The sequence below is a fragment of the uncultured Methanobrevibacter sp. genome (assembly GCF_902784195.1).
Lineage (GTDB): Archaea > Methanobacteriota > Methanobacteria > Methanobacteriales > Methanobacteriaceae > Methanobrevibacter.
In genome coordinates, this window is sequence record NZ_CACZTX010000008.1 from 78,554 (window position 1) to 105,334 (window position 26,781).

A 26,781-nucleotide genomic window follows, 5' to 3' on the forward strand; every position below is an offset into this window, starting at 1 on the left:
GCTCTCTATAAATGAAATTCTTGGGAATTAATAAGAACTTTTTAAGATTTCAAGAACCATTTTAAAATAACTTAATCGTTATTTAGCAATCTCCAAATAAGTACATAGCGTTCTTTAATCCCCGGTATGCTATGTACTGCCTCTTATTTTATTCTGTTTATTTTTTTAATTTTTTAATTTTTTAATTGATCATTTTTTTTAGTTTCTTATTTTTTTTTTTTTTTTTTTTTTTTTTTTTTTTTTTTTTTTTTTTTTTTTTTTTTTTTTTTTTTTTTTTTTTTTTTTTTTTTAATATGATTATTATTTTTTAGGTAAACCTAAAAATTTAGAAAGGTTTATATACTATGAAGACAAATCTATAATTAACAATAAATTTAGGCATACCTAAATTATTGTGTTATTGAATAAAAATCTGTAATAATCTTGTTAATGATAAATTCCTAAATTCAAGTAATTGTACATAGTATTAGTTTAATCATAACAATCCAAATCTCTTGAATTTAGAATTTATTATTAATTTTAGTTAATGAGTTTTACATAAAACACACATCATTTTCTTCTGCATATAATCGCTCTCAAAAATGTAAGATTCAGGGTCCAACTACAAGATTATTAATCTCCAAAGTGAAATAATTTCAAGAAATTGTTTTAACTCAACCTCCAAAATGAGTTCATAGCTTTGCTATGAATGACTTTTTCTTTTTTTATTTTTTTAAATTTATTTTATTCTTATCATATTCTAAAAATAGTTTTTTTTGATGGATTTTATCCTTTTTTATCTTTTTCTAATAATGATGATAATAATTTTAATAAAAATAGTTTTTTTAATAAATTTTAATCCCTTTATCTTTTAAAATAGCTGCTAAATAGATAAATGATATTATAAAGAAGTAGAATAAGATCTGTATATCCAATATTCCAGTTTCCACTCCTACGATGGAATAAGTCAATATTAAACTGTATATTGCAATATAAAATGTGTCTTTAGTGATTTTAATTATTTTATATCCTGTTCCTAAAATGAATCCGAGCAAGCACATCTCGATAGCAACGCCAACTTTACCGAAGTCAACTAGCATCTGGCCTAATAAAGTAGGAGTTACAGTTACTTCAGTTCTCCAAGCTATTAATTTACCTACAATCATTCTAGGTCCAAGATCACTTCCGGGCATAGCACTTGCTATCATTTTACCGTGCAATAATCCGAAATTGCCTGAAATCTGATTTAATAGGTTCAATACATGCATTGTAAAGTTTGCCCTACTTTCCAAGGTAGAGAATATGCTGGTGTTTGAACTTATTGCAAGCTCATTTAATGACCTTAAATAACCGATTCCCATAATTGCAATAACTCCAATCAATGCTCCAATAATCACTTCCCAAACTGATAATATCTCTCCGTAATATGCAATGATGATCATCATGAGAAGAATTGCAATGATTGGGGTTCTGTATTCGAGTGTAAGAACAGTTATGATGCCTATTAATGTTAAAATTAGGAATCTGAATCTCACTTGGCTTCTTGAGATTTCACCGGTTTTATATTGATTCAATCGGTGTGATGCAATAAGCCCTACCCCTGGAATCACTAGGAATACAGGCATTGTGAATATAGGCTTTAGTGAATATCTTAAAGAGGATTTCAATATTGGCAATCCTCCCACAGATGCAATGCTTACAAACAGGAATATGATTCCAATTAATGTAAGGCAAAAACCAATTGAATAAACGTCTTTTGTATCAAACAATGGTATTCTATTATTTTCATCGTTTTTATTAAATTCCTCATTATTCTGATTATTCAAAACAAATCTTGGAAATATGATTGATCCAATGAAAAATGAGATAAATGCAATGATTAAAACCATTTGCAGGTCTTTTGAAACTGGGTTTGTTGCGAGCAGTAAAAAAAGTGTAAATGTAACTAAAACAATAAGCGGTGAAAATATTTCAGATTTTAATATCTTGCTTTTTTTAAAAATGGATAAAAAGTTTTCACCAGGATACAATCTCTTGAAATAGCTATTTACCCATTCTTTTTCAATAAATTCGAGAATATTGAAAATGAGTGTAAATAAGAATGATTTGCTTATCATATCTTCTATAGCTCTAGTAATTGTGCTAGTTATAGAATATATTAAACTCATATTTTCACTTTATTATCCACTTTATTATTTTAATCATATGTTAATTATAAGTTCTGAGTCTTATTGGGCTTGTTTGCCCTTTGAAATCTCCTAATATTTCACTTGCTATTTTCAAATCAGTTTTATTGGCCCTATTGATTTCTAATGTATTAACTTGAGAATTCCTTAAGACAATACAAGGTTTTTTATTTTCATTTAAGGCATTTAATAATTTTTGGTATTTCACACTATCGAAATTATCTATAGAAATGCTTGTACTGATTTCACAATGTGTTCCATTAGGAATTTCACTGATCAAATCATTAAGATTATTAATTTCTTTTGGAGAAACTGTAATGTCCTTGAGGTTTTCGTAGGAATCCCCATTTGATTCTAAGCTTATTGAATCGATAAGTAAGTCTGCATCTGGAACGTCTATGTAGAATCCTGCAAGCAATGGTTTGCCATTATCATCAATGAGGACATTTGCCTTTCCATTTCCATCTTCTCCTACCCATAGGACTCTCCTATTCAATTCAACCTCTTCTCCGGTTTTAGCATCGGTTCCAACAATTGTGCTTGTAACTACCTTTCCATCCTTGTAGTAATCCAAATAAGTTTCTATTATTTTAGGACTGGTTGAATAATCAAATGAAGTTGCTGAAGCCTTTGTTGAGTCATCATCAACCATATGGTAAATGGCAAATCCTACTGCACCAATGATGCAGATAATTATTAAAATGTCAATAATTGTAATTTTATTTAAAAACCCTGGCTTTTTCATAATCATAACCTGAAATAACTTTTAAATTTTTTTTAAATATTATTCTTTAAATATTATTTGTTTAAATTAGTATTTTTTGCTATTCCTCGTAAATAGCGCCTAAAGGACACATATCCATGCATATTCCACAGTCATCACATCCATCTTTAATGACCATGGTGTATCCTTTTTTCTCAATCAAGTCCTTTGGACAAACAGGTATGCATTTTTCACAAACTCCACATTCATCTAAATCAATAACTATCAATATATCGCCTCATAAAAAATTATTTTTTGTGAATTTTGTAAATTATTAAAATTAATTGAATTTCTTATTTAATAATTTATTATCTTTTAATAAAGTTTTATTTAATACTATTTTAAGATATAACCATTTTTCTTTATATAACTTTGTAAATTTTTGATAATTTTTCAATGATTTTATTTTTAACTCCCTTTATTTTAGCTTTTTTCTTGGTTTTTTTAACAATATTTTTTCTTATCCATAACCTTTATATATTATAAAGTCCAAAATAATATTGTTGTAATTATTATGCAAGGGTTCCCGAGCGGCCAAAGGGGAAGGACTTAAGATCCTTTGGTGTAGACCTACGAGGGTTCGAATCCCTTCCCTTGCACTTTTTTAATTTTTACTGCCTTAGTGGCTCAGCCGGTAGAGCGCTACCTTGGTAAGGTAGAAGTCGGGGGTTCGAATCCCCCCTAAGGCTCTTTTTTTCTAATTAATTCAAAAAGGATTAATTAGTTTTTTTATTTTTTTTCAACGAAAGTTGTTTTTTTTAAATTAGTCTATTTAAGGTATCATACTTCATGGTATCATACCTTAAATACTAATTGTAAGTTTTTTTATAATCATTAGATTATTTTTTCTTATTTTCCATTTGATGTGAATTAATGAGTGATAATTATTAACTTGTTAATCTAATAATCAATCAATTTAAATATGATAAAGTGCATATTTTATTTGCAGTTATTATGCACTATTAATGCAGTATTAATAGATATATGGAATTTTTGAAACTAGAAATCAAGAAATAGGGTGATACTTTGGTTAAACATTTTAACATAATGATGGCAGCATTCATTTCAGGGACTGTAGCATTATTTACTTCATTTTTAGGAGTTTCCGGTACCATTATTGGATCTGTTTTGAGTTCATTTCTCTATCAATTGCTTTCAGGATACTCTGAAGAGAAAATTGAGGAGGGGGCTTTGAGAAAACCTAAATTGGCTAATGATATTGTTTATATATTTCCATTAGTAGTCATAGGAATTATAGAATTGATATTCCTATTCTCTGCATTGCATTACAGATTTGATATGATTTTTGACATTTTGGAATCTGCTGTATCAAATAACTTGTTCAGATTGATGGGAATCGGTTTAATCCTTTTAGGAGCTTATCCGTATTTTGATTCAAACAATATCGATAAACGTAACGGGACTGTTGTTTTAATCGTAGGGGTATTGTTGCTTTTAAGAGGTCTTATGGACATTTCAAGCATCACTTCCAAGATATTCTATGCTGTATTTGCTCCATTTGATTCATTGTTTGCATTGATTGTTGTTATTTTATTGGCACTTGTGATAATCAATATCTTAATAGGTTCAGATAATGAATATTTCAAATCAAATGAATTCATCAATAATCATAGGCCAAGAAAGCCTCATGCAAGAAAAGTAGACACTTCCTTTGGAGGAAATTCTAATAAAGATGAAGAGTTCAATCATAATTTCAATAATCATTCTAGTCATTACAATAGGCCTCATCGTAGAATGAATAACTCTAATCATGATTCTAATAGAAATCAGGAACCTCTTCCACTCTATGAAGAGGAAGTCATTTTGGTAAATAATCCTAATGACCCTAATAACCCTATTAAAAAAAGAATCTTAAAAAGAGTTAAGCAAGATGATTATTATAGGGATTCTGAGGATTATCAAGATGTCTATGTTCTTGATGATTTAGAATAAGTTTATTATTTTCAAATTAAAGAAAGGGAAACTAATTGTTTTTCCCTATTCTCTCTTTTTTATATTTTACTTTTTTTATCAATTAAATTTATTATTAAAAAATTATTTATAAATTAAGAAATCTATTAATCTTAATTGGATCTTCTCCAGGTATTTCCACATTTTGCACACCTGATGAAATATGTTGGAGCCTCATCAGCGGATCTTGTTTGAACTGTCCACCAGTATCCTTTGGTTCCTCCGCATTTATAGCAGGTGATCTCTTTTGTAGGAAGAGCAACATTGTTATTGTCAGTTACGATGACTCCAACCTCTTTTTTTCGCTCTCCTTCAAACTGATACTCTTCTTGGATTGCTTCATCGGATATTTCTTCAACATATCCGCAATCACATTCCAGCTTATTGTTTTTTGGTATCAGTATCTTACCGCAATCAGGACAGAATCTCATGATTTCAACTCCAGGATATTAATGTGATAAATTTGTATAATTTATCATTATTTGTAATGGTATTTATAAAATTCTTCATGAAATATTCAATAATTTTCAATGACATTTCATGAAATTTCTCAAAAAAATTATTCTTCAGTATTTTACTACTTTCTTTATTATTTTTTTATAATATAAATTTTTATATTATTATTAACTTTGTCAATATTTTGCCTATAATTTTCCAATCAATATCCTATATTTTCATCACCATCAATATTTCTCTGACAATTTTTTTCCGATTAATAATAATTTGTAATAATTTATCATGATAAATCAACATATTTATATACAATGTTTATTAAAAGTTATAGTATATACAATGTTTACTAAATTATCGTATATAAAGAATGGAGGAAATATCAATGATTGAAATTCGCTTCCACGGACGTGGAGGACAAGGTGCTGTAACTGCAGCAGAGATTTTAGCTAAAGCAGCATTTAAAGCGTTCCCATTCTTCGGTGTAGAAAGAAGAGGGGCCCCTGTTATGGCATTTACCAGAATCGATAGCGAACCTATCAATTTAAGATATCAGGTTTACAATCCTGATCATGTGATAGTTCTTGACGATGGTCTTTTAAGTGTTGTCGATGTTTATTCTGGATTGAAAGAAGATGGTGAAGTTATTATAAATACTCATGAAAAGGTTGAATCAGCAAGTCACAAGGTATTTGATGTGGATGCAACAGGCATTGCACTTGAAATTTTAGGTGTAAACATTGTAAACACCATTATTTTAGGATACTTTGCTAAGAAGACCGGTGAAGTAAGTATTGAATCACTTATTGAAGTAATTAAGGAAACTTTCCCAGGTCCAATTGGAGAGAAAAACGCAGTAGCAGCTCAAAAAGCTTACGATATGGCTTAGGTGGCTGTATTTAAAATTATTAATTTATGAAAGGTGATTAAATGGTTTCTATTGGATGTGCAATTAGTGAACCTGGAAGTACACGTAAAAACAAAACAGGGAGTTGGAGAACTTTTAAACCAATCCTTGATAAAGAAGCTTGTGTAGATTGTGATAACTGTATCATGTTCTGTCCAGAAGGATGTGTAAACAAAGACCATGATATAGATTATGATTATTGTAAAGGTTGCGGTATTTGTAAAGTAGAATGCCCAGTTCAAGCTATTAAAATGGAAATAGAATAGCTAAGCTATTAAAATGTTAAAATAAAGCGCTATTCTATTGTTATGTTGATATTGGATAGATAAAATCTATCATTATAAAAAAATAAGAGTGGAGAAAATTTTATGGCAAAAGAAATTATGACAACAAATAGAGCAGTTGCAGAAGCTGTAAAGTTAGCAAAACCACAAGTTGTTCCTGTTTACCCTATTACTCCTCAAACTACCATATCTGAATACCTCGCACAATTCGTTGCAGATGGTGATTTGGATGCAGAGTATATTAGAGTAGAATCTGAACACAGTGCAATTAGTGCTACTTTAGGAGCTTCCGAAGCAGGAGTAAGAGTATTTACTGCTACTTCATCTCAAGGTTTAATGTTAATGCATGAAATATTGTTTGCAGCTGCAGGTATGAGAGCTCCAATAGTAATGGCAGATGCAAACAGGGCAATTTCTGCTCCATTAAACATTTGGAACGATCAACAAGATTCCATCGCACAAAGAGATGCAGGATGGATTCAACTTTATGTGGAAAATGCTCAAGAAGGATTCGACACTATTCTTCAAGCATATAGAATTGCAGAGCATGAAGAAGTTATGTTACCTGTAATGGTATGTTTAGACGGATTTATTTTAACTCACACAGTTGAACCTGTAGACTTATTGGAACAAGCTGAAGTTGATACCTTCCTTGAACCATATGTACCTAAATTCGCTTACCTTGACCCTGAAAGGCCAATGTCCTTAGGTAACTTTGCAGACCCTGAATATTATACAGAAGCAAGACATGACATGCAAGTTGCTATGGACAAGTCAATGGAAGTAATCAAGGAAGTAGGTGCAGAATTCGGTGAAAAGTTCGGAAGAGAATATGGATTGACTGAAAGCTACTTATGTGAAGATGCAGAAATTATTTTAGTCTGTATGGGTTCAATGGCAAGTACAGTAAGATATGTGGTTGACCAGTTAAGAGAAAAAGGCGAAAAAGTAGGTCTCTTGAAAATCAGATCCTACAGACCATTCCCATTTGAGGAAATTGATGAAATTACCAAAAACGCAGATAAATTGGCTGTACTTGATAAAAACTTCTCATTCGGTATTGGAGGAGCTCTTTTCGCAGACTTGAAAACTAAATGTCACAAGGAAACCTACGGTTTCATTTTAGGATTAGGTGGAAGAGATGTAGTTCCTGAATACATTGAAGAAGCTGTAGAATTAACTAAAAATCCAGTAAAAGAAGTTACTTGGTTAGGCTTAAAGGAGGATGAATAATATGGAATTTCCTGAAGAAGAATTATTGGCACCAGGTCACAGAGGCTGTGCTGGTTGTGGGGCAGCTATTGCAGTAAGGCTTGCTCTTAAGGCATTAGGCAGAAACACTGTGGTTGCTTGTGCAACTGGTTGTTTGGATGTTATGACATCCCCTTATCCTGAAACTGCATGGGAAGTCCCATGGATTCACGTTGCTTTTGAAAACGCAGGTGCAGTGGCTTCCGGTGTAGAAAGAGCATTGAAAGCTCAAGGTAAAGAAGATGTTAATGTTGTTGCTTTCGGTGGTGACGGTGGTACTGCTGATATCGGTATCCAATCATTATCCGGTGCAATGGAAAGAGGTCATGACATAACCTATATCTGTTACGATAACGAAGCTTACATGAACACTGGTATTCAAAGAAGTGGAGCTACCCCTTATGGTGCATCAACAACCACTTCACCAGCAGGTAATTTAAGCTTTGGTGAAGACAAGCCTAAGAAAAACATGGCTTTCATCATGGCAGCTCATGGAATTCCATATGTGGCTACAGCATCAATTTCATATCCTGAAGACTTTATGAAAAAGGTTAAAAAGGCAGCTGAAACCAAAGGTCCTGCTTACATTCACTTACATCAACCATGTACTACCGGTTGGGGATTCAAACCTGAACAGACAATTCAATTAGGTAGACTTGCTGTTGAAACCGGTGCATGGGGATTATTTGAAATTGAAAACGGTGAATTCAGAGTAACTTACAGACCTCAAGAAAGAAAACCTGTAGTGGAATACTTATCTGCTCAAAAAAGATTCAGACATCTTAAAGAAGAACAAATTAATGAAATCCAAGAATTCGTTGACAATCAATGTGAAGAATTAGGTATCTAAGGAGGGTCTCTATTGGAGAAATTAATAGTAGATAATGAATTATGTGATGGATGCCAGGATTGCGAAAAAGCATGTGAAGGGGTCCATGGAGTTCCTAGAATCACTATTCATGAATTAGACGGTTCCTATTTCCCTATTCGTTGTCAACAATGTGAGGATGCTCCGTGTGAGATCATTTGTCCGACTGGTGCAATGAGCAATTTAGGAGTGGATGTAACTAAATGTATTGCTTGTGGTTTCTGTGCAATGGCTTGTCCGTTTGGTGCAATCAGCATTCAATACAGCAATGCTCACAAATGTAATCATTGTGCAGACAGAGAAGAAGGTCCTGCATGTGTTAAAGCTTGTTCCAAAAGAGCAATTGCAGTTCATGACATTGCAAATGTCATCAAAAGGAAACAAAGAGAACACATTGAAAAAATCTATGGCTTGGATAAACCTGCTAAGAAGAAAGGTCTTCTCAGTGTCATTACAACTGATACAAGAGCTAGAAAACCATTAGATGGAGAATAGAGGTGTTGAAATGGATGAATTAAAAGTTAACCCAGAACTTTGTGTAGATTGTGGACTTTGTGAACGTAATTGTCCTAACAATGCAATTCGTGTTCATGATGGTGTCCCTTTATTCTGTATGCATTGCAGTCCTGAAAAAGCACCTTGTCTTGCTGTATGTCCAAAAGGAGCTATTGTGGCTTTAGGTGGAGCTATTACAATTAAGCAAGATAAATGTATTGGTTGTGGATTATGTCATAGTGTATGTCCCATTGGAGCCATCACCATTAATGAGATAGGTCAAGCTACCAAATGTGATCTCTGTGAAGGCTATGACACTCAACAATGTGTTGAAGCTTGTCCAACTCATGCACTCACAAATGATACAGAAAAGATAATTCATGATAAACAGGATAAAATATCCGAAGGATTTAAGAAAATTCAAACTTTATTGAAATAATTTTTAAAGACTTGTTCTTTAAAAATTCTCTTTTTTTATTTTATTTTAAACTATTTTTTACTATTTTTATTATTTTTCAATTTTTACTATTTTTACAATTTTTATAATTTTCATTATCTCTCTTCCTATAATTTTTAATAAATTATTTAAATAAATAAATTAAATATTTTATTATATTATTTAAAAAATTTAAATATATAATTTAAAATTTAATTATTTTTCTTTAACTCAATTTATGTGATTTTATGATAACAGAAAAACAAATTGAAGATACCATTTATCAATTATACAAACAGGCTGCTATCGTTCTTGGAGATGATGTCAAATGTGCACTTGAAGATGCTCTTAAACGTGAGGATAGTGACTTAGGTAAGCTAAATATTGAAGCTATCTTAAAGAATATTGAACTTGCAGAAGAAAAGTCAATTCCAATGTGCCAAGATACAGGTCTCCCTATCATTTTTGTAAAGCTTGGTAAAGTTCATGTTGAAAATCTTTATGAAGGAATCAAGAAAGGAGTTGCAAAAGCGACTTCAGAAGTTCCACTTAGACCAAATGTGGTTGATCCTATCACAAGAAAGAACTCTGGAAATGTAGGGGACAAAGTGCCTATTGTAGATATTGAATTAATAGATGAAGATTATGTTGAATTCACTATCATGCCTAAAGGATTTGGATCTGAAAACAACAATGCACTTAAGATGGCACTTCCTGCTGAAGGAATCGAAGGAGTCAAGGACTTTGTTGTTGAAACTGCACTTAAGGCAGGTGGAAAACCATGCCCTCCTATCGTTGTAGGTGTTGGAATCGGTGGAAGTTCTGACATGGCATTGAAATTAGGTAAGAAAGCGCTTCTTGGAAAGGTGGGAGAGCGCAATCATGATCCAACAATAGCAGAAATGGAACTTGAATGTCTTGAAAGAATCAATAAGGATGGAAAAGGACCAATGGGTCTTGGAGGAAGAACAACTGCACTTGATGTAAAGATCTTGAAGATGGACACTCACACTGCAGGTCTTCCGATTGGTGTAGTTATTCAATGTTGGGCTGACAGGCATGCAACTGCTCGTATAGAGGATAATTAACTCATAAAAAATTTTAATATAAATAAAATAAATATAAATTATCAAAAGTATTCATTTTCATTATTCATTTTAATATGTATTGTTTTCGGTGATTTAAATGGTTTACACTATTGATGAGATTAGAAAAAGGGTTATGCCCATTGTCATTAAGTATGGTATTGCTAGCTTTGCTCTTTTTGGGTCTTACGCAAGAGGTGAAGCTACTGAAGAAAGCGATTTGGATTTTGTGATGGATAAAGGAGATTTGAAAGGATTAAGATATGTCTCTTTGATACATGATTTGGAAAGGGAATTTGAATGTCATGTTGATGTAGTTAGCAAAGATAGTTCTAATAAGGAATTTCTTTTGTCAATTGAAAAGGAAGAGGTTTTATTGTATGAAAGAAAAGGATAAGAGAACTATAAATATTGTTATACATTATTGTAATCGTATGGAAGATTACGCTAATCGTTTTGATAATGATAAAGGAATATATTTGTCAGATAACTTATACCAGGATGCTTGTGCATTAGTTATAATTCAGATTGGCGAATTTATTGGTAGGTTGTCTGATGAATTCAGATATAATCATAAAGAGATTAATTGGCAAGAAATTATAGGCATGAGTAATATTTTTGCTCACAATTATGAAGATGTTATTGATGATATTGTATGGGATGTTATTCAAGAGGATATTCCCAATTTAAAGATTTATCTTGAAAATTTATTGAATGAATAATTTTAACTTTTTTTATATTTTAGAGGAATTTTATGATACTTATTATAACTGGACACTTGGCTTATCCTTTGGTAAGTCAAATGGCTGAAAAATCAAAAAAGGAAACAGTGGTGCATATAGCAGAGACACAAGTTGCTGCTTTTTTGACTCCAACTCAAATAATCAAAGAAATCCATGAGCATTTTGAAGATAGATTGGATGATATTGATTTGATACTAGTTCCAGGTTTAATAAGAAAAGATACATTCCTCATTGCAGATGAATTTAATATTCCTTGTTATAAGGCATCCACAGATGCAGCAGACTTGGCTATGGTTTTAGACTTGGTCGATGATTTGGAATTGTCACAGTCCACTCCTGCAGACAAACTCATTTTAGAAGAGAAGAAGAAACAGGCATTGAAATTCATCGAAGACTTTGAAAATGATATTGAAAAAAGAGATGAATTGCTCAAGAAGGAAAACAACATCCTTGTGAGAAACCTTCCTGTTGGTGAGGATTTCCCAATGAGAGTGTTGTCTGAGATTGCAAGCGCTCCTATTCTATCAAAAGAGGATTTGATTAAAAAGGCTGAATTCTTCGTTGCTTCTGGCTCTGACATGATAGACATTGGTATGATTGCAGGTGAAGACAGGTCTGATGAGATACCTGATTTGATTGACACACTTCGTCCTATTGTGGGTGACAGGCCTTTAAGTATTGACACATTGAATCCAAAGGAGATTGAAGCTGCAGTAAACCATGGAATTGATATGGTTTTAAGTTTAGACAATGGAAATTATGAAGAGATATTGCCTTTATTGAAGGAAAAGAATGTTCCTGCAGTTATTTTACCAACTAATTTCTCTGAAGGATATGTGCCTCACACCCCTAAAGAAAGGGTTGAATCCATGCAAAAATTGGTTTCAAACCTTGATGGCCTTGAAGTGGTCTGTGACTTGATTTTAGACCCTGTCAACAGTTCAAGCCTTGTGGATTCAATCATTGCATTCCATGATTATCATGAAATTGACAAGAGGCCAATGTTCTTCGGTATTGGAAATGTAATTGAGCTTATGGATACAGATTCTGTAGGTGCAAATGCAGTTCTTGCAGGAATTGCAATGGAGCTTGGTGCAAGCATACTTTTCACTCCTGAGGAAAGCGGTAAGACTCATGGAAGTGTAAGGGAATTGGCAATTGCATCTAAAATGATGTTCTTGGCTAAGAATAGACAATCTATCCCTAAGGATTTAGGTGTTGACCTTCTTGTATTCAAGGACAAGAAGAAAAGATTTGACTTGAAGCAGGATGACAATGTCCCTATAGTCAAGCAGGATGCACCTATCAAGTTCGTTAGGGATAAGGCAGGAAGCTTTAAGATCAGAGTGGAACATGCAATAAGCGTTAAGGATTCATATATAGTTGCAACTCACTTTAAGAAAACAAAGCCAACCATTAGCTTTGAAGGAAAAAGAGCCAGTGAGATCTATGAAGAGATTATTGAAAAGGGCCTTGTAACCAGATTAGACCATGCAGCATATCTTGGTAAGGAGTTGGAAAAAGCAGAGATTGCAATGCTCACTGGAAAAGAGTATGTTCAAGACTTTGACTTATTTAAGGATCCTGAAGAGTTCATCAAGCAAAATTAGTTTTTCTTAAATTAATTGGTTTTGTCATTTTTTTCATGAAATTTATTAACAATTTCATGTAAAAAATTTTTCACTGATTCTTTATAGTTATTTTTCAATTTAAGGGCATTTTAGAGGTATTTTTTAAAAAAAATATAAATATCCTTTCATATAAATATTTAAATTGGTGATTTAATGAATTATACAAAAATACTTGGAATTTTATTAATTATTTTAGGTGTGCTATTTATAGCTTACCCATTGGTTAGTGCAGGGGTAGTGTCTATAATGGCAGGTGTAACTTTAATATCCTTTGGTTTAGTAGTAATGTTTAATGCATTCACATTATGGAGTTTGTCAACTGGCAGATCAATTCTTGAATTGATAATGGGATTTTTATTGATCTTATTAGGATTCTTGTTCTTTGTTGATTTAGCTCCATTAGCTTTCCTTACCGCATACACATTTTATTTAATTGCTATAATATTGATTATCATTGGTATTCTTGGAATCATTAACGGTGAAGGAACTTCAAAATGGGCTTCCGCATTGATATTGATTTTCGGTATCATTTTCTTCATAATGGGTATTTTATCAATTAACAATCCATTATTCATTGTAATTTTAATTGGTGTATGTTTAATAGTTAGAGGAATTCTTTTCTTAACTTTAGGTAGCGCATTTGATAAAATTGATAGTTTCGAAAACAATTAATGATCTAATTCAAGAATCTTATTAGGGGAATTTTTTCCTCTTTTTTTTTTTTAAGCGTTTTAACTATTTGCAATCTACTTTTTTTCTTACTAATCTATTAATTCCATTTATCTATTTTTATTCTATTGTCTAGAATATTTTAAAGGGATTTTCATAATCTTGATAACATAAACCATCATGATTAATGCAAGGAGAAGGAATAATGCTCCAAAAATGAAGATTGACATTATTCCAAAGCCATCCACTAAAAATCCGCCTATAGCTATTCCTAATGCTATTCCCCCATTCAAGATGCTTAAGAATAATCCATTTGCAAGCTCGGGGCTATCTGGAACAACAGATGCCTCAATGTACTGGATAAGATTGTATCCCATTCCATCAAGCACACCGAATATTAAAATCAGTACAATAACTGGAATCAAATAGTTTGCAAATAGGTAAAGAAGCACAAATACTCCTCCACATACCAATTGGAAAATGATAAGTGTTGCCTTATCCTTTTTAGCTATTAGTTTTCCTCCAAGCCAAGTGCCGAAAATTGAAAACAATCCATAGATAAATAGGAATATGCTTAACTTATAGGTATAAACATGGCTTACCACCTGTAAAAATAATGGTTGGTAATTGTAGACTATGCTTGCACCTATAGGCATCATTATTATTCCAATGGTTGCAATAATGAATTCCTTTGACTTTAAGCTTGAAAACGGCATTTCATATGATTTGGATTTTCCCTCAATTCTTGGGCAGAATATGATTATAAGAATCAATGTAATGAAATTTATTAGAAAGATCCAAGTCATGGCTATCTGATAGCCAAATATTGTGCCGAGGCCAGTTGTTATAGGCAATCCTATAATGCTTCCAACTGATATTCCAAGCAATATCCTTGTAATGTAATCCTGCTCCTCTCCCTTTGGAGCTATCTCTTCACAAACTGTCAGAGTTATTGAAATGAATGCAGGATAGAATATTGCAGACAATATCCTAAAAAAAGATGCTATGTAAATGCTTTTTGCAAATATAATCACTATATTTGAAATTGCAAATATGCTTAAAATGCTTATGAAAGTTCTTTTTCTTTCATATTTTGAAAATAAAACAGGTATGAACAATCCGCAGATAGCTATTGTAAAGGTGAATGAACTTACGTAAAGTCCGGAAATGGCTATTGATGTATTGAAATACTCAGATATTTGCGAAATGATTCCAACTATGCTTAATGGAGTGTTAATTCCAAGTGTTGAAATCATTAGGATGTATAAGAGTATTTTAGGATTGGTTTTCATAGTTTATTTTCCTTTTTTTAAAATCAGATTAAATATGATATTATTTATAACACATGTTATATAAAGTTAATATTTAATTTCATTTATTTTATTTCATTTATTTTATTTCATTTATTTTATTTCATTTTATATGTACATTGTACAGATGCAAACTCCTCCAAATAGAAGGATTAAAACAAAGAACCATGCAACTATCTTTCTTATTTTCATTTTATCACAGAATGAATTTTATAATGATTTCATTTAAATTAGTTATTAGTTTTAATATTTTAGTTTTAATATTATAAAACAATAAATTATTTATATATATTAAACAAATATTTAATATACTATATAATATAGTATATAAAATTCAATATAAAAAATTATTTTAAAAGAATCATTTTAAAAAATTAATTTTATATTTACTTTGATTTTTAATTAACTAAAAAAGGTTTTTAAATGACAGATGAAGAATTAACCATAGAAGAAATAGGGAAAAAGTTAGAAAGTACTGGTTACATATCCAATAATGAAATCAGCACTTCTGTATTCTTATCCTTATCTTTAAACAAGCCGATCTTGATTGAAGGGCCTCCTGGAGTAGGTAAGACAGAGCTTGCAAAGGCTGTTTCCGAATGTTTAGGAAGGGAATTCTTCAGGATTCAATGTTATGAAGGAATTACCTTTGAACAGATTGTAGGGGAATGGAACTATCAAAAGCAATTGCTCCATTTGGAAGCATTCAAAGGTAGCGAGAAAGGTGAAGAATCAATATTTGAAGATGATTTCTTTATTAGAAGACCACTTTTAACCTCATTTATGAATGATAAGCCATCACTTCTCCTCATTGACGAAATCGATAAGGCAGATGAGGAAGTGGAAAGTTTCTTGCTTCAGGCATTGGGAGAAAAGCAGATTACTGTAAATGACTTGGGCACTTTTGACCTTCAAAATGATTTGATGGTTATGCTCACTTCAAATGCACAAAGGAACTTGCTTGAAGAGACAAAGGACAGATGTCTTTTCTTATACATTTCATATCCTACAGTTGAACGTGAAATGGCTATTGTTAAAGCTAGAGTGCCAACTGCAGAGGATGGATTGGTTAAGAAGGTTGTTAATATGGTTCATAGAATCAGAACATTCAACTTAAATAAGAAACCATCTGTAAGAGCTTCAATTGATTGGGTAAGCTCTGTAATGCACTTGGATAAGGATTATAAGAATGTTGATGCTGCACTTGAGGACAGTGTTGGTGTAGCTATTAAGACAGAGCCAGACAAAGCTAAAGTTATAAAAGAAATCTTTAGAAACGAGTATATGAATGATTAGTTTAGTTTCTAACTCTTTAGAAATTTATCCATGAATGATTAGATTTAATTTCTGCACACTATTATTTATTTTAAGGTTTTATTATGGAAGAGAAAATCGTAAGATTATCAAATGATTTGAGAAAAAAGGGAATGCCTGTGAGCGTCAGGTCTACTCAGTCTGCAATAGATGCATATGCAATATTGGGAGAGGATAATGTGGACACTTTAAAGGATGCATTCAGGTCAATTTATGTTAAAAGCAAGTATGACATCCCTAAATTCAATGAGTCATTTGATGGATTCTTCGCTAAGAAAGTTCCAAAGAAATTGGATAATGACCTTAATAGGGCTTACAGGCCAAACTCCATGAAAGGTAAGCTTTCACAGCATGAATGGAAAATCACCATGCAGAAAGGAAAAGGTGGAAAGCAAATTCAAATGGGTGCAGAACAGGCTATGGAATACTTTGCAGGAAGGCCAGTCCTTGAAGATAGGGACAAGGATCTTGCTAGGGATAACGATATTCTAAACAGTGATTTGTCAAAGCTTAACAAATACGATGAAAGGGTATTTGAATTATGTGCAGAACTTGGAAGAAAAATCGCTAACAAGCAGTCAAGAAGAAAGAGATTGGCTCGTTCAAATAAGATTGACATGAGAAGGACAATGAGGCAAAACATGAAATATGGTGGAGTGCCGATTGATCTTGTTCATGTTAAGAAGAAACCTCATAGGAAACAGCATTTGTTCCTGAATGATGTCAGCGGTTCATGTGAATGGATAAGCAGTTGGTTTTTCATGCTTATGTTTGCATGTCAAAAGACATTCAAGGACTCAAGAATGTTTGAATTTGACAATAAAACAATAGAAACAACTGAATTTTTAAAAGAAAAGTATATGGTCAATGCATTTGCTGAAATAAGATTGCTTCGTATGCGTAATATGATGGTTAGAGGAACCTCCAATATGTTCACTGCATTCGAATCATTCATGAAGCAGGCAGATATAAGCAATAAGTCTTACATTATCCTATTGTCTGATTGCAGAGATTGGGCAGGTCCTAAGGTAAATGGAGTGCCTGCAAGTGTAGAGCTTATATCACAAATGTCAAGCATGGCTAAAAAGGTGGTTATCCTAAACCCTGAAGATAAGAAGAAATGGGATGTAGTTGACAGTTGCGTTTCATTGTATAAGGGAGCCGGAGCTCAAGTTTACGAAGTGAGCACATTGAACCAATTGGCTGAATTTGTCGCTGATATGTAATTTAAAAACCGATTAGTTAGTTAAAAATTATTTAATTAAGAACTTTAAAATTAAAGATTATGGATTTAATTAAAAAAATTATAGATTTAATTTAAAAATTATATTTTTTCTTATAAATTATTATTTTATAAAAGGATGACTTTAATATGGAATCTTGTACTAAATGTGGAAATCCAAATGTGATTATAAAAAGAAAAGCTTCCGGACAGGCTTTATGTAAGGATTGTTTTATTGAAAGCATTGAAAAGAAGGTCAAGCAAACTATCAAGAAGGAAAACTTTATTGAAAAGGGAGATAAGGTTTTAGTGGCATTGTCTGGAGGAAAGGATAGTGTAGTGACTCTTGAAATTCTCAATTCATATGTCAAAAGGCATATTATAGAATTATGTGCTGTAACCATTGATGAAGGAATTGCAGGTTACAGGGAGGAAGGAGTTGAGATTGCAAAGGCACATGCAGAGAGACTTGGAATTCCCCACAAGGTCGTTTCATTTAAGGACAGTTTTGGGATTGACTTGGATGAGATAATGAAAAAGGAAAACCATAGAGGATCCTGTACCTATTGCGGCGTATTTAGAAGATGGATTATCAATAGGGCTGCAAGGGAATTTGGAGCAACCAAGATTGCTACAGGTCATAATCTTGATGATGAAACTCAGGCTATTTTAATGAATTATCTGGAAGGAAATACTGAAAACTTAGCAAAGATAGGTCCTAAGACAGAATCCAACAGTGAATTGTTCACAGTTAAAATCAAGCCACTTAGAGAAATTCCTGAAAAGGAAATTGGTCTTTATGCACTTGCAAAAGGTTTGGACATTCATCTTGCAGGCTGTCCATATGCTCAGGAATCATTCAGAATGGAAATTTCCAATATCTTAAATGAATTGGTTAAGGAACATCCAACAATAAAGTATTCCACACTTAGAGGATTTGATAAGATTAGGCCTGCAATCAGAAGAGAGTTGGAGCATGATTATGAATTTGACAGATGCGAACGCTGTGGAGAGCCATCTTCAAATAGGTTATGCAGAGCTTGCACATTTTTAGAGGAATTGGGAAAATAGGTTTTTCCACTTCATTTTTTTTAAATTTTTTATAAGCCCATATATTTTTAACAATTGTTATATTTTATATATGATGATTAACAAATTAAAAGTGAGGGGATAAAAAATTTATAAGGTGATTTTATGAGTTTTACATTAAAGATCAAGGATAAAGTTGAAGAGAGAGAAATCAACGGTGATTTAACCATTAAGGATTTATTGGATGATTTGGATTTGTCTTCAGAAACCATGGTAAGCAAAAAGAATGGTGAGATTGTTATAGAAGAGGAAACAATCGAAGATGGTGATGAGATAGAGTTTATCCAAATCATTTATGGAGGATAATTTCTCTCTATTAAAATTAAATATTTTTTTATATTTTCATATTTTTCATTTCTTATCATTAATTTCTTAGTCTATTTTTACTTTTTTTCAATAATTTTAATAATTTTAATTTATAAATATATAATTAGAATATTATAATTATTTATTTTTTTATTTTCAGGTGATAATATTAAAGTTTATTACGAATGTGGAGCATGCTTTTTAAGACAAGCAAAGGAAGCTATTGACTTATCTACAGATGATGAGGAATTAAAGTTCAAATTGATTCAGGATGTCTTATCTTATCTTGGAGAAAACTTCTCAAAGGAATTGTCTTCAAATGCCACTGGAACAAGGATACATCAATACATTAAAAAGGAAACTGGATGTTATGACCCTTATTATAATCAAAAGAAGGAAGGGAATGAAATTGCAATGTCCTTAGTGCCTAAAGTTAGGGAAATTTTAAAGGAAGACAATAGCTTGGAAACCTATGTTAAAGTAGCTATTGTAGGGAATATTCTTGATTTTGGCACATTTGGTTTGGATACAGAATTCGAATCAATGATATCTGAAGGATTAAAGAAGGAATTGGTCATAAACAAGATAGATGAGTTTGAAGAGGCTTTAAAAAAGTATGATAATGTTCTTTATTTAGTTGATAATACTGGTGAAATTGTCTTTGATAAGTTTCTTCTTGAAAAAATAAAGGAATATGATGTTGACATTACAGTTGCAGTTAAGGAAAGGCCTATCTTAAACGATGCCTGCATGAAAGAGGCATTGGAAGCAGGTCTTGATGAAGTGGCTACATTAATCACTACAGGCTCTGATTCTGTAGGTGTTGTGGAATCCATGATTTCAGATGAGTTTAAGGAAATACTCTTGGATTCCCCATTTGTAATTTCTAAAGGAATGGGAAATTTTGAAGGATTGACAGAAATGGATCTGGAAGGACAGGATATCTTTGTATTGCTTTGCACAAAATGTTCCTCCATCTCTAAGGAATTAGGTCTTGCTGAAGGTTCCCATATCTTGACTACATTATAATTATTAGTTTATGGATTGTAAGATGTTTTCTAAGTCATTTTGGAAATAATTAAGGAAATAGGTGGTTAATTATGAAATTTGGATTTATAGGATTTGGTGAAGTGTCATACACCTTATCAAAAATACTCTTATCTTATGGTTTTGAGGTTTTAACTTCCACTGAAGGAAGATCAAAAAAGACAAAGGAATTAGTTAAATCACTTAATTTGCCTGTTTTGGATAGTTTCGAAGAGGTCGCTCGCCAATCTGATATTTTAATTTCAGCAAACAGTCCTCAAAGCGCATTGGCTATTGCATTGAAGTATGGCTCATTGACAGATGGAATTTTCCTGGACTTTAACAATATATCTCCAAATACTGCTAAGCAAATTGAAAATTATATTACCGATGAGCATTTCATCGATTCAGCTATTATGGGAAGAGTTAGTTCAGAGGAATTGAATCTTTATTTCTCAGGAAGAAAAGCTGAAAGCTTTGTCAAAAGCATGAGAGATTTCATTAGCAATAATGAGTCCTCTAGTGATATAAAGGTCAATATAAAGGTTGTCAGTGATGAAATTGGGGATGTTTCCAAATTGAAGATCCTTAGAAGTTCCTATACAAAAGGCGTTTCAGCACTTCTTGTAGAAACTTTTGAAACTGCAGAAAAATTAGGTCTTAGCGAAGACTTATGGGAAATATTGTCATTGACTGAAAATAGGGATTTCGAAACTTCTTCAAAATCACGTATCTCATCATCAAATAAAAAAGCTAAGCGTAAATATGAGGAATTGAATGAAGTCTTGGAATTTTTAGATGATGTTGACAAAAAGAGAAAGTCTAAAATAATGGCTTTAGCTACACGTGAAAAATTCGAAAAACTAAAAAATAGAAAATAAAATGATTGTTTTTCCAATCATTTTTTCATAATATAATAATTAATAATTTAATTATTTTTTGTCATTATTATTTTAATAATCATGGATAGTAATTTTTACTCTCCAATCATTTCTTTTGTTTTTAATTAGTTCTCCACTTACAGGGATGTATCTGGAGTCTAAAATGTATCGTAGATAAGTTACTTCCTTTGAAGGAAGCTTTAAATTGGTTTTTATCTTAATCTTCTTTTCCTTTATCTCACAGGATATCTGGTTATCCTTATCAACAAAGATCTTTGTTTCAAGTCCTTCTTGAACTTTTTTTGCTTCGAATTTAGTAAGGTTCAAGCCTGATTCAAGAGCCATTAATGGGTTTACTTTCAAGTCCTTTCTTGTTCTGAACTTTTCATTAGCTTCCTTTGCAGAAACTCCCTTATCCACTTCTTCAGCAACATACCAAGCTCTTTCAATGATCTTATCGACATTCTGCTCTTCAGGAATAACTCCCTTTTCTTCATAATGTCTCATTAGTTTAAGAACTTCATCTTTTGTAACTTCCTCTTCAATGCAGGAAGCAGCAAGACGAGTCATTACAGGGCCGTAATCTGCTCTTCTAAAGCTGGCCCAAATGGATTCCTCATCGTCCTTATAGAATCTTCCCTCAACAATCTTATTGATTACCTTACCATTCAAATAAGCGATATTTGTCAAGTTTGATCTGGAATAAGTGTTCATCTTATGCTTCAACACTTTCATGTTTCTTTTCCCAGGGATTGTACCGTTTTCAATTTCCCTTTCCAATATTTCAATGCTTGTTTTAGGAAGCAATTTTTTTATATCATAACTGATAACCAAGTCATTTTTTAGGATTTCCTTTCTAATGAATCTTCCAGAGACCTTTTTAGGCTGTGTGAGCTCTGGAATAAGGTGAAAATCAATCTTTCTATCAAATCTTTTTGATAGGAATTCATTTATTGCATACCATCTAATCACATTTCTGTTAGGGAAATCTTGAGGCATTCCAAGGAAACTGCCCTCTTGGATGAATCTTTCAGCATATTTTTTCACTTCATCCAAACTGATGTCTGCAGCGGTGATGTAATCTGTTACACCATCTTCATGCATTTTAGCAAGCCTGATAGGCACACTGTATGATAAGATCAGTCTATGATGCAGTCCTTCAACTCCAATTACCTTATCTGCACCTAATGCAAGAGCCATTTCCTTTCTTGCTTCAAAAGGGGTGAAAAAAGGAGCATGATTTGCACTGTAGCCCTTATTCATATAAATAGCCACTTCAATATCCTTCTCATCAGCTATTTCACGAGCTTTTCTAATCAATTGTTCATGTCCTTTGTGGACTGGGTCAAAGTCTGCACTAATTGCTATCATAGTATGTTTCCTAAAGTTATTATTATTTAAAAATAGTAATTTATTGTTTTAAAAATTTTATTTATTTTATAATTAATTATTTATTTTGATTAATTGTATTATTATGTTTTTTAAAAAATAGTAATAGGAATAAATAATAATCTTTTATTATTTATTCTACATTTAATAACCATTATCTAATAAGTTCAATACTCCAGTTACTAATAACCAGATTCCTATTAATGAACCGAGAATGAGTGGATTATTAATATAGGTTCCAAGAATAATGTATATTACACCTAAAACTATTCCTAATATTCCCATCCAGAATCCGTATTTGTTGTCTCTGTTTCCAACAATGATTATTAAACCTATTATGATTAAGAATATTCCTGCTAAATAGATTGTTAAAGCAGTTAAAAATGCAAATATGCTTGGGTTGAATATTAAACCTAAACTAATTATTAACATTAATATTCCTAAGATTGTATTAATCAATCCTCTGGTTGTGTTGTATTCTACTTCACTAACACCATTTGCTAATAAGAAGATTGCAAGTAATAAAACTGATAATCCAAGGATATCTGATGCTGCAATTACTCCAAGCATTGGGAATGCAATGATAAGAATTCCTAAAATAATTGCAATAATGCTTATTGTAGTTTGTTTATGCAAGTTCTTACCTCCTTATTCATTTTAAATATTTTTCTTATTATTTTGATAATCTTAATGCAAATAATTGTAATGCATAATTATTTAATAATTTATTATTTTTATTATTTATAAATATATTTTCTAATAATGGGGATTTAATATAAAGGCAAATGTTTTATTGGAGTTTTGGATTTGTTCAAGTCAGAGAATTTTACCTCTGCCATCCATTCCTTCTTGCATTCGCAATCATATTCGATTTGGCTTTGGTCAAAGTTGGAATCTATGATTCTATGCTTCAATTCCTTATTGCATTTTTTACAGTTGTAAGGACCTCTTCTTGAACCGAATCCTGAGGTGTCCATCAATGCAGGAATATTCACATTTTGCCTTATGGTGTTGATTACTTCAATAGTTGACCAAATCCAAGGAGGATTGTATGATCCTCTTCTCCAAAGCCTTTCAATCAATGTTCCTCTGTGAATTGTTGCTGGGCAACATGAAACCCTATCAACTCCTAAGTTTTCACAGTAGCTTGCAGTTTCAATTGCCTCATCGATAGCCTCCTGTTCAGAGAGCAATATAGGTTTTACAAATATGTACGCTTTAGATTTAATGTCATGCTTGGTTTTGTATTCCTTGATAAGAGTTATTGCCTTTTCAAAGGTCTTATTGTTGAATCCCTTATTAATCTTATTTAATCTGGTTTCTTCATTTGAAGTTTCCAAACCTATGCTGATTTCAAATAACTTATCTCCTATTATATCAAAGATTTCATCTAAAACCTCTTCCTTAACATATTCTGGTCTGGATTCTACAACGATTTCGCTGATTTCTTCCATATTTGCAAGCCTTTTTAAAACATAGTCTCTCGCTTCTTTAGGTACTTCTTCCGGATTTAAGAAACTTCCTGATGCAAAGAGTTTAATAGCTATTTTATCCCCATTTTCATAATCTTCCTTATAATCCCATTTACTTAATTCCTTTTCAAAGAGTTCAATGATTTTGGAATTTTCAATTGGCTTAAGGTAACAGTCTGAGATATAACTGCACATAGTGCATCCGCCACTAGGGCCAAGTGCCCATGAACAGCCAGGGGTAGGTAGGATTAAGAATATGGTTTTCCCTTTTCCAGAATATAAAAGATCTTCTTGATACCAACTTGCAGAAAGCCTATCCAATTCTTTTGGCTTAGCGTATTCAATTGATTTATCTCTTATTTCTTTTGTTAATTCTCTAATTTCCATTGTTTAACCTATTTTTGATAAATATAATTTATTTTATTAATTAATTTCTTATTATAATATATCATATTTATTATTTATAATTTTTTTAAATTACTTATTTATCATAATCCGAATTTTATCTTTTATTTTATAGCATATATTTTTAACATATATTTAGATAATTGTTTGAATGATATTAAATGTTCTATTCTATTAAAATTAAATATTTGTTTTTTAATCTCCATTATTTAATAGATAATTGTCTGTTTTATTAATCTATAACAAATTTAATCTATTTTGAATATTTTATTAAGTTTTATCAATTTTTTAATAACAAATTTTTCCATATATTATTTTTAATTTTCTCTTTATATAATTTAATTTTGTATATAAAAATTTATTTATTTTTTAAAATTGTTCATATTTTTATTAAAAAATTTAACAAATTCCATTTAATATATAAATCTTTCTATATTTTTTAAATAACAAATACTTTATAAGCTAGATAACATATTAAAGATTGGTGATAAATATGAAATTTGGTATAGAATTCGTACCTCAGATCCCGTTAGATGAACTCGTAAAATTAGTAAAATTAGCAGAAGACGTTGGTTTTGAATACGCATGGATCACTGACCACTACAACAACAAAAACGTATACGAAACCTTAGCATTAATTGCAGCATACGTAAGAAGTCCTGCAATTTCCGCTTCCGCAATTGCTACTATTGACGAAATCTCTAATGGTAGAGCAACCTTTGGTATTGGTCCTGGTGACAAAGCAACCTTTGATGCATTAGGAATTGCTTGGGAAAAACCTGTATCCACTATCAAAGCAGCTATTGCAGACATTAATACCTTATTATCAGGTGGAAAAACTGAAGCTGGTGCAGCATTAGGTGGAGCTAAAAAAGTACAAGATGCAATCCCTATTTACATGGGTGCACAAGGTCCTAAAATGTTAGAAACCGCTGGTGAAATCGCTGACGGTGTATTAATTAACGCTTCCAACCCTAAAGATTATGAAGCTGCTATGCCTATGATTAAAAAAGGTATTGAAGCAGCAGGTGGAGACAAAGCATTTGATGTAGGTGCATACACTGCAACTTCCATTGGTGCAGACTCTGAAGCGGCTAAAAACGCAGCTAAAATTGTAGTTGCATTTATTGCAGCAGGTTCCCCACCTCCAGTAATTGCAAGACACGGATTACCTGAAGGATTCAACGAACAAATGGGTGCATTCTTAGCTAAAGGTGACTTCGGTGGAGCTATTGGTGCTGTAACCGATGAAGCACTCGATGCATTCTCCGTATGTGGTACCCCTGATGAATTCATTCCTAAGATTGAAGGCTTAGCTGAAATGGGTGTAACTCAATACGTAGCAGGATCCCCTGTAGGTAAAAACGTAGAAGAATCTATTAAATTATTAGGAGACGTAATTGCTAGCTTCTAAGGAAGCTACAATTCCTAATTTTTTAATTTTTTCTTTTTTTTAGCATCATTAAATTAACAATTGTTATATTTTCTCATCACATTATTGTCATTTTCACTTATACATTATCAGCTATAGTATCATCCCTATAATATTAATATAATATATTATTTTTTATTACCCCCAAATATTATTCCTAAATTATCTTATGCTTAAAGATCTTTTTTTCAAAAATAGTTTTCAGGGATTTTAATGAAAAATTCATTCCTTTAAATAAAGATAAGAAAAAATAGTTATATTTATATATTAGTTCTTATTTTTGTAAACTATAAACATATTAGAAATTGTATTATTCTTGGAAATTTTTAGTTCTAATCTGATAAAAATTTTCCTTTTTTTAGATTTAAAGCAATAAATTATCTTATTTTCTTAAATTAATGTTTATTATTAATTTTTTTAATTAAATAAATAATTTTTTTAGTTATATTTATTTTTATCAGAAATTTTTCGATTTATTTTATTTTTTTAATAAAATTCATTGTTTATTTTATAAAAAAAGATATTCTCTCGACTTATTTATCATTTAAAGGATTTTTTAGCTTTTTTATCATTCATTCGGTTTTTTCACATTTTTCACTTTTTCCTAATTTCTTCTTCTTTTAACTAATTATTTTAAAGATCTGAAATTTTTTTAAAATTTTCTAAATTTTTTCTTTTTATTTTATCCTTAAACTTCAAAATTGTATTAATTTAAGTCTTATTTTAAAAAATAAAATATATTTATTTGATATATATTTAAAAATTAATTTTTGCAATAGTTTATTTTTATTTTTGTAAGTGTTGTAACTTTCACTAATAGTTGTGCCATGTGTTTATGGCGTTGGTCTAAGTATATGTATTTACATTACTATGATGACTGCTTTTCCACATATGGCTAAATTTATGTTTATAAATTTTATTATCATAAATATTAATCTCGTATTAATGTTTTTATATATTCGTGAGAACCTAAGTTTAACTTAGTGTTTGATGTTGGTTAAATAGATGTGGTGATATTTGATTGTTATGTCTGTGATATAATATTTGAATATTTTGTGTAATATCTCGTCTAATTTTTTTAGTGTACTTCTAAGTCTTTATTGTACTTATTTTGTGTATTCTGTCAAATCTGTTTGATCCTGGCAGAAGCTACTGCTATTGGGATTCGATTAAGCCATGCAAGTCGAACGAATTTAGATTCGTGGCGTACGGCTCAG

General features: G+C 31.4%; 27 protein-coding genes, 2 tRNA genes and 1 rRNA gene. 22 read left to right on the plus strand and 8 right to left on the minus strand.

What is annotated here, in order from left to right; genetic code table 11:
- Positions 1-824: 824 nt before the first annotated feature.
- The 3 genes from QZU90_RS06860 to QZU90_RS06870 form a co-directional block, all read right to left on the minus strand.
- A complete protein-coding gene (locus QZU90_RS06860) occupies positions 825-2,147 on the minus strand; it encodes an oligosaccharide repeat unit polymerase family protein (RefSeq protein ID WP_296856326.1) in 1,323 nt (440 codons plus the stop codon).
- A 40-nt stretch (positions 2,148-2,187) separates the two neighbouring features.
- A complete protein-coding gene (locus QZU90_RS06865; RefSeq protein WP_296856328.1) occupies positions 2,188-2,910 on the minus strand; it encodes an adhesin in 723 nt (240 codons plus the stop codon).
- 79 nt (positions 2,911-2,989) lie between these two features.
- Positions 2,990-3,157, minus strand: a complete 168-nt coding sequence (locus tag QZU90_RS06870; protein ID WP_394350204.1) for a 4Fe-4S binding protein — start codon at positions 3,155-3,157, stop codon at positions 2,990-2,992.
- A 287-nt stretch (positions 3,158-3,444) separates the two neighbouring features.
- Here QZU90_RS06870 and QZU90_RS06875 point away from each other — a divergent pair.
- From QZU90_RS06875 to QZU90_RS06885, 3 genes are all read left to right on the plus strand, one after another.
- Positions 3,445-3,527: transfer RNA gene (locus tag QZU90_RS06875), tRNA-Leu, on the plus strand.
- A gap of 17 nt (positions 3,528-3,544) precedes the next feature.
- Positions 3,545-3,617: transfer RNA gene (locus QZU90_RS06880), tRNA-Thr, on the plus strand.
- Between the two features lie 337 nt (positions 3,618-3,954).
- A complete protein-coding gene (locus tag QZU90_RS06885; RefSeq protein ID WP_296856329.1) occupies positions 3,955-4,881 on the plus strand; it encodes a hypothetical protein in 927 nt (308 codons plus the stop codon).
- 131 nt (positions 4,882-5,012) lie between these two features.
- Here the strand turns inward: QZU90_RS06885 and QZU90_RS06890 are convergent, their stop codons facing one another.
- Positions 5,013-5,330 carry a transcription factor S gene (locus tag QZU90_RS06890; protein WP_296856331.1) on the minus strand — a complete coding sequence of 106 codons (318 nt, stop codon included), beginning with the start codon at positions 5,328-5,330 and terminating at the stop codon, positions 5,013-5,015.
- A 404-nt stretch (positions 5,331-5,734) separates the two neighbouring features.
- Between QZU90_RS06890 and QZU90_RS06895 the strand changes: the two genes are divergently transcribed.
- The 11 genes from QZU90_RS06895 (at position 5,735) to QZU90_RS06945 (ending at position 13,721) form a co-directional block, all read left to right on the plus strand.
- Positions 5,735-6,238: a pyruvate ferredoxin oxidoreductase subunit gamma gene (locus QZU90_RS06895; protein ID WP_296856333.1), complete on the plus strand. Its 504-nt coding sequence runs from the start codon at positions 5,735-5,737 to the stop codon at positions 6,236-6,238.
- A 41-nt stretch (positions 6,239-6,279) separates the two neighbouring features.
- Positions 6,280-6,522, plus strand: coding sequence for a pyruvate synthase subunit PorD (gene porD, locus QZU90_RS06900; RefSeq protein ID WP_292789376.1), 243 nt, complete (start codon positions 6,280-6,282; stop codon positions 6,520-6,522).
- A 102-nt stretch (positions 6,523-6,624) separates the two neighbouring features.
- Positions 6,625-7,773 carry a pyruvate synthase subunit PorA gene (gene porA, locus QZU90_RS06905; protein WP_296856336.1) on the plus strand — a complete coding sequence of 383 codons (1,149 nt, stop codon included), beginning with the start codon at positions 6,625-6,627 and terminating at the stop codon, positions 7,771-7,773.
- Position 7,774: 1 nt separating this feature from the next.
- Positions 7,775-8,641 (plus strand): pyruvate synthase subunit PorB, encoded by an 867-nt coding sequence (porB, locus tag QZU90_RS06910; protein ID WP_296856338.1) that lies wholly within the window; start codon positions 7,775-7,777, stop codon positions 8,639-8,641.
- 12 nt (positions 8,642-8,653) lie between these two features.
- The gene (locus tag QZU90_RS06915; RefSeq protein WP_295608550.1) at positions 8,654-9,154 is read left to right on the plus strand and encodes a 4Fe-4S dicluster domain-containing protein; all 501 of its coding nucleotides are present in this window, start codon (positions 8,654-8,656) and stop codon (positions 9,152-9,154) included.
- Positions 9,155-9,164: 10 nt separating this feature from the next.
- Complete coding sequence (locus QZU90_RS06920) at positions 9,165-9,593, plus strand: 4Fe-4S dicluster domain-containing protein (RefSeq protein WP_295608552.1); 429 nt, start codon at positions 9,165-9,167, stop codon at positions 9,591-9,593.
- Positions 9,594-9,838: 245 nt separating this feature from the next.
- Positions 9,839-10,678 carry a fumarate hydratase gene (locus QZU90_RS06925; protein ID WP_296856340.1) on the plus strand — a complete coding sequence of 280 codons (840 nt, stop codon included), beginning with the start codon at positions 9,839-9,841 and terminating at the stop codon, positions 10,676-10,678.
- Between the two features lie 97 nt (positions 10,679-10,775).
- Positions 10,776-11,072, plus strand: coding sequence for a nucleotidyltransferase family protein (locus QZU90_RS06930; RefSeq protein WP_296856342.1), 297 nt, complete (start codon positions 10,776-10,778; stop codon positions 11,070-11,072).
- Positions 11,056-11,397, plus strand: a complete 342-nt coding sequence (locus QZU90_RS06935; RefSeq protein ID WP_296856344.1) for a DUF86 domain-containing protein — start codon at positions 11,056-11,058, stop codon at positions 11,395-11,397. Before QZU90_RS06930 ends, QZU90_RS06935 begins: the two co-directional genes overlap by 17 nt.
- 32 nt (positions 11,398-11,429) lie before the next feature.
- The gene (locus tag QZU90_RS06940; protein ID WP_296856346.1) at positions 11,430-13,028 is read left to right on the plus strand and encodes a dihydropteroate synthase-like protein; all 1,599 of its coding nucleotides are present in this window, start codon (positions 11,430-11,432) and stop codon (positions 13,026-13,028) included.
- A gap of 174 nt (positions 13,029-13,202) precedes the next feature.
- Complete coding sequence (locus QZU90_RS06945; protein WP_296856348.1) at positions 13,203-13,721, plus strand: DUF308 domain-containing protein; 519 nt, start codon at positions 13,203-13,205, stop codon at positions 13,719-13,721.
- Between the two features lie 122 nt (positions 13,722-13,843).
- On the opposite strand, the gene QZU90_RS06950 is transcribed toward QZU90_RS06945, so the two are convergent.
- A complete protein-coding gene (locus QZU90_RS06950; RefSeq protein ID WP_296856349.1) occupies positions 13,844-15,010 on the minus strand; it encodes an MFS transporter in 1,167 nt (388 codons plus the stop codon).
- Between the two features lie 441 nt (positions 15,011-15,451).
- Here QZU90_RS06950 and QZU90_RS06955 point away from each other — a divergent pair, with 441 nt between their 5' ends.
- The 6 genes from QZU90_RS06955 (at position 15,452) to QZU90_RS06980 (ending at position 20,866) form a co-directional block, all read left to right on the plus strand.
- The gene (locus tag QZU90_RS06955; protein ID WP_296856350.1) at positions 15,452-16,324 is read left to right on the plus strand and encodes a MoxR family ATPase; all 873 of its coding nucleotides are present in this window, start codon (positions 15,452-15,454) and stop codon (positions 16,322-16,324) included.
- An 83-nt stretch (positions 16,325-16,407) separates the two neighbouring features.
- Positions 16,408-17,568: a VWA domain-containing protein gene (locus QZU90_RS06960; RefSeq protein ID WP_296856351.1), complete on the plus strand. Its 1,161-nt coding sequence runs from the start codon at positions 16,408-16,410 to the stop codon at positions 17,566-17,568.
- 146 nt (positions 17,569-17,714) lie between these two features.
- On the plus strand, positions 17,715-18,635 hold the full coding sequence (locus tag QZU90_RS06965) for a TIGR00269 family protein (RefSeq protein WP_295608568.1): 921 nt from the start codon (positions 17,715-17,717) through the stop codon (positions 18,633-18,635).
- Positions 18,636-18,758: 123 nt separating this feature from the next.
- Positions 18,759-18,959, plus strand: a complete 201-nt coding sequence (locus QZU90_RS06970) for a MoaD/ThiS family protein (protein WP_295608571.1) — start codon at positions 18,759-18,761, stop codon at positions 18,957-18,959.
- A gap of 168 nt (positions 18,960-19,127) precedes the next feature.
- Positions 19,128-19,988 carry a DUF89 domain-containing protein gene (locus tag QZU90_RS06975; RefSeq protein ID WP_296856368.1) on the plus strand — a complete coding sequence of 287 codons (861 nt, stop codon included), beginning with the start codon at positions 19,128-19,130 and terminating at the stop codon, positions 19,986-19,988.
- 71 nt (positions 19,989-20,059) lie between these two features.
- A complete protein-coding gene (locus QZU90_RS06980) occupies positions 20,060-20,866 on the plus strand; it encodes a DUF1932 domain-containing protein (protein ID WP_296856354.1) in 807 nt (268 codons plus the stop codon).
- 72 nt (positions 20,867-20,938) lie between these two features.
- Here the strand turns inward: QZU90_RS06980 and QZU90_RS06985 are convergent, their stop codons facing one another.
- The 3 genes from QZU90_RS06985 to QZU90_RS06995 all read right to left on the minus strand — a co-directional run bounded on the left by QZU90_RS06985 (position 20,939) and on the right by QZU90_RS06995 (position 24,114).
- Entirely contained in the window at positions 20,939-22,237 is a 1,299-nt protein-coding gene (locus tag QZU90_RS06985; protein ID WP_296856358.1) for an adenylyltransferase/cytidyltransferase family protein, read from the minus strand.
- A gap of 162 nt (positions 22,238-22,399) precedes the next feature.
- Entirely contained in the window at positions 22,400-22,891 is a 492-nt protein-coding gene (locus QZU90_RS06990) for a DUF308 domain-containing protein (protein WP_296856360.1), read from the minus strand.
- A 134-nt stretch (positions 22,892-23,025) separates the two neighbouring features.
- Positions 23,026-24,114, minus strand: a complete 1,089-nt coding sequence (locus QZU90_RS06995) for an archaeosine biosynthesis radical SAM protein RaSEA (protein ID WP_296856362.1) — start codon at positions 24,112-24,114, stop codon at positions 23,026-23,028.
- A 511-nt stretch (positions 24,115-24,625) separates the two neighbouring features.
- Here QZU90_RS06995 and mer point away from each other — a divergent pair.
- A complete protein-coding gene (mer, locus tag QZU90_RS07000; protein ID WP_296856364.1) occupies positions 24,626-25,546 on the plus strand; it encodes a 5,10-methylenetetrahydromethanopterin reductase in 921 nt (306 codons plus the stop codon).
- A 1,144-nt stretch (positions 25,547-26,690) separates the two neighbouring features.
- Positions 26,691-26,781, plus strand: a 16S ribosomal RNA gene (locus QZU90_RS07005); the annotation flags it as partial.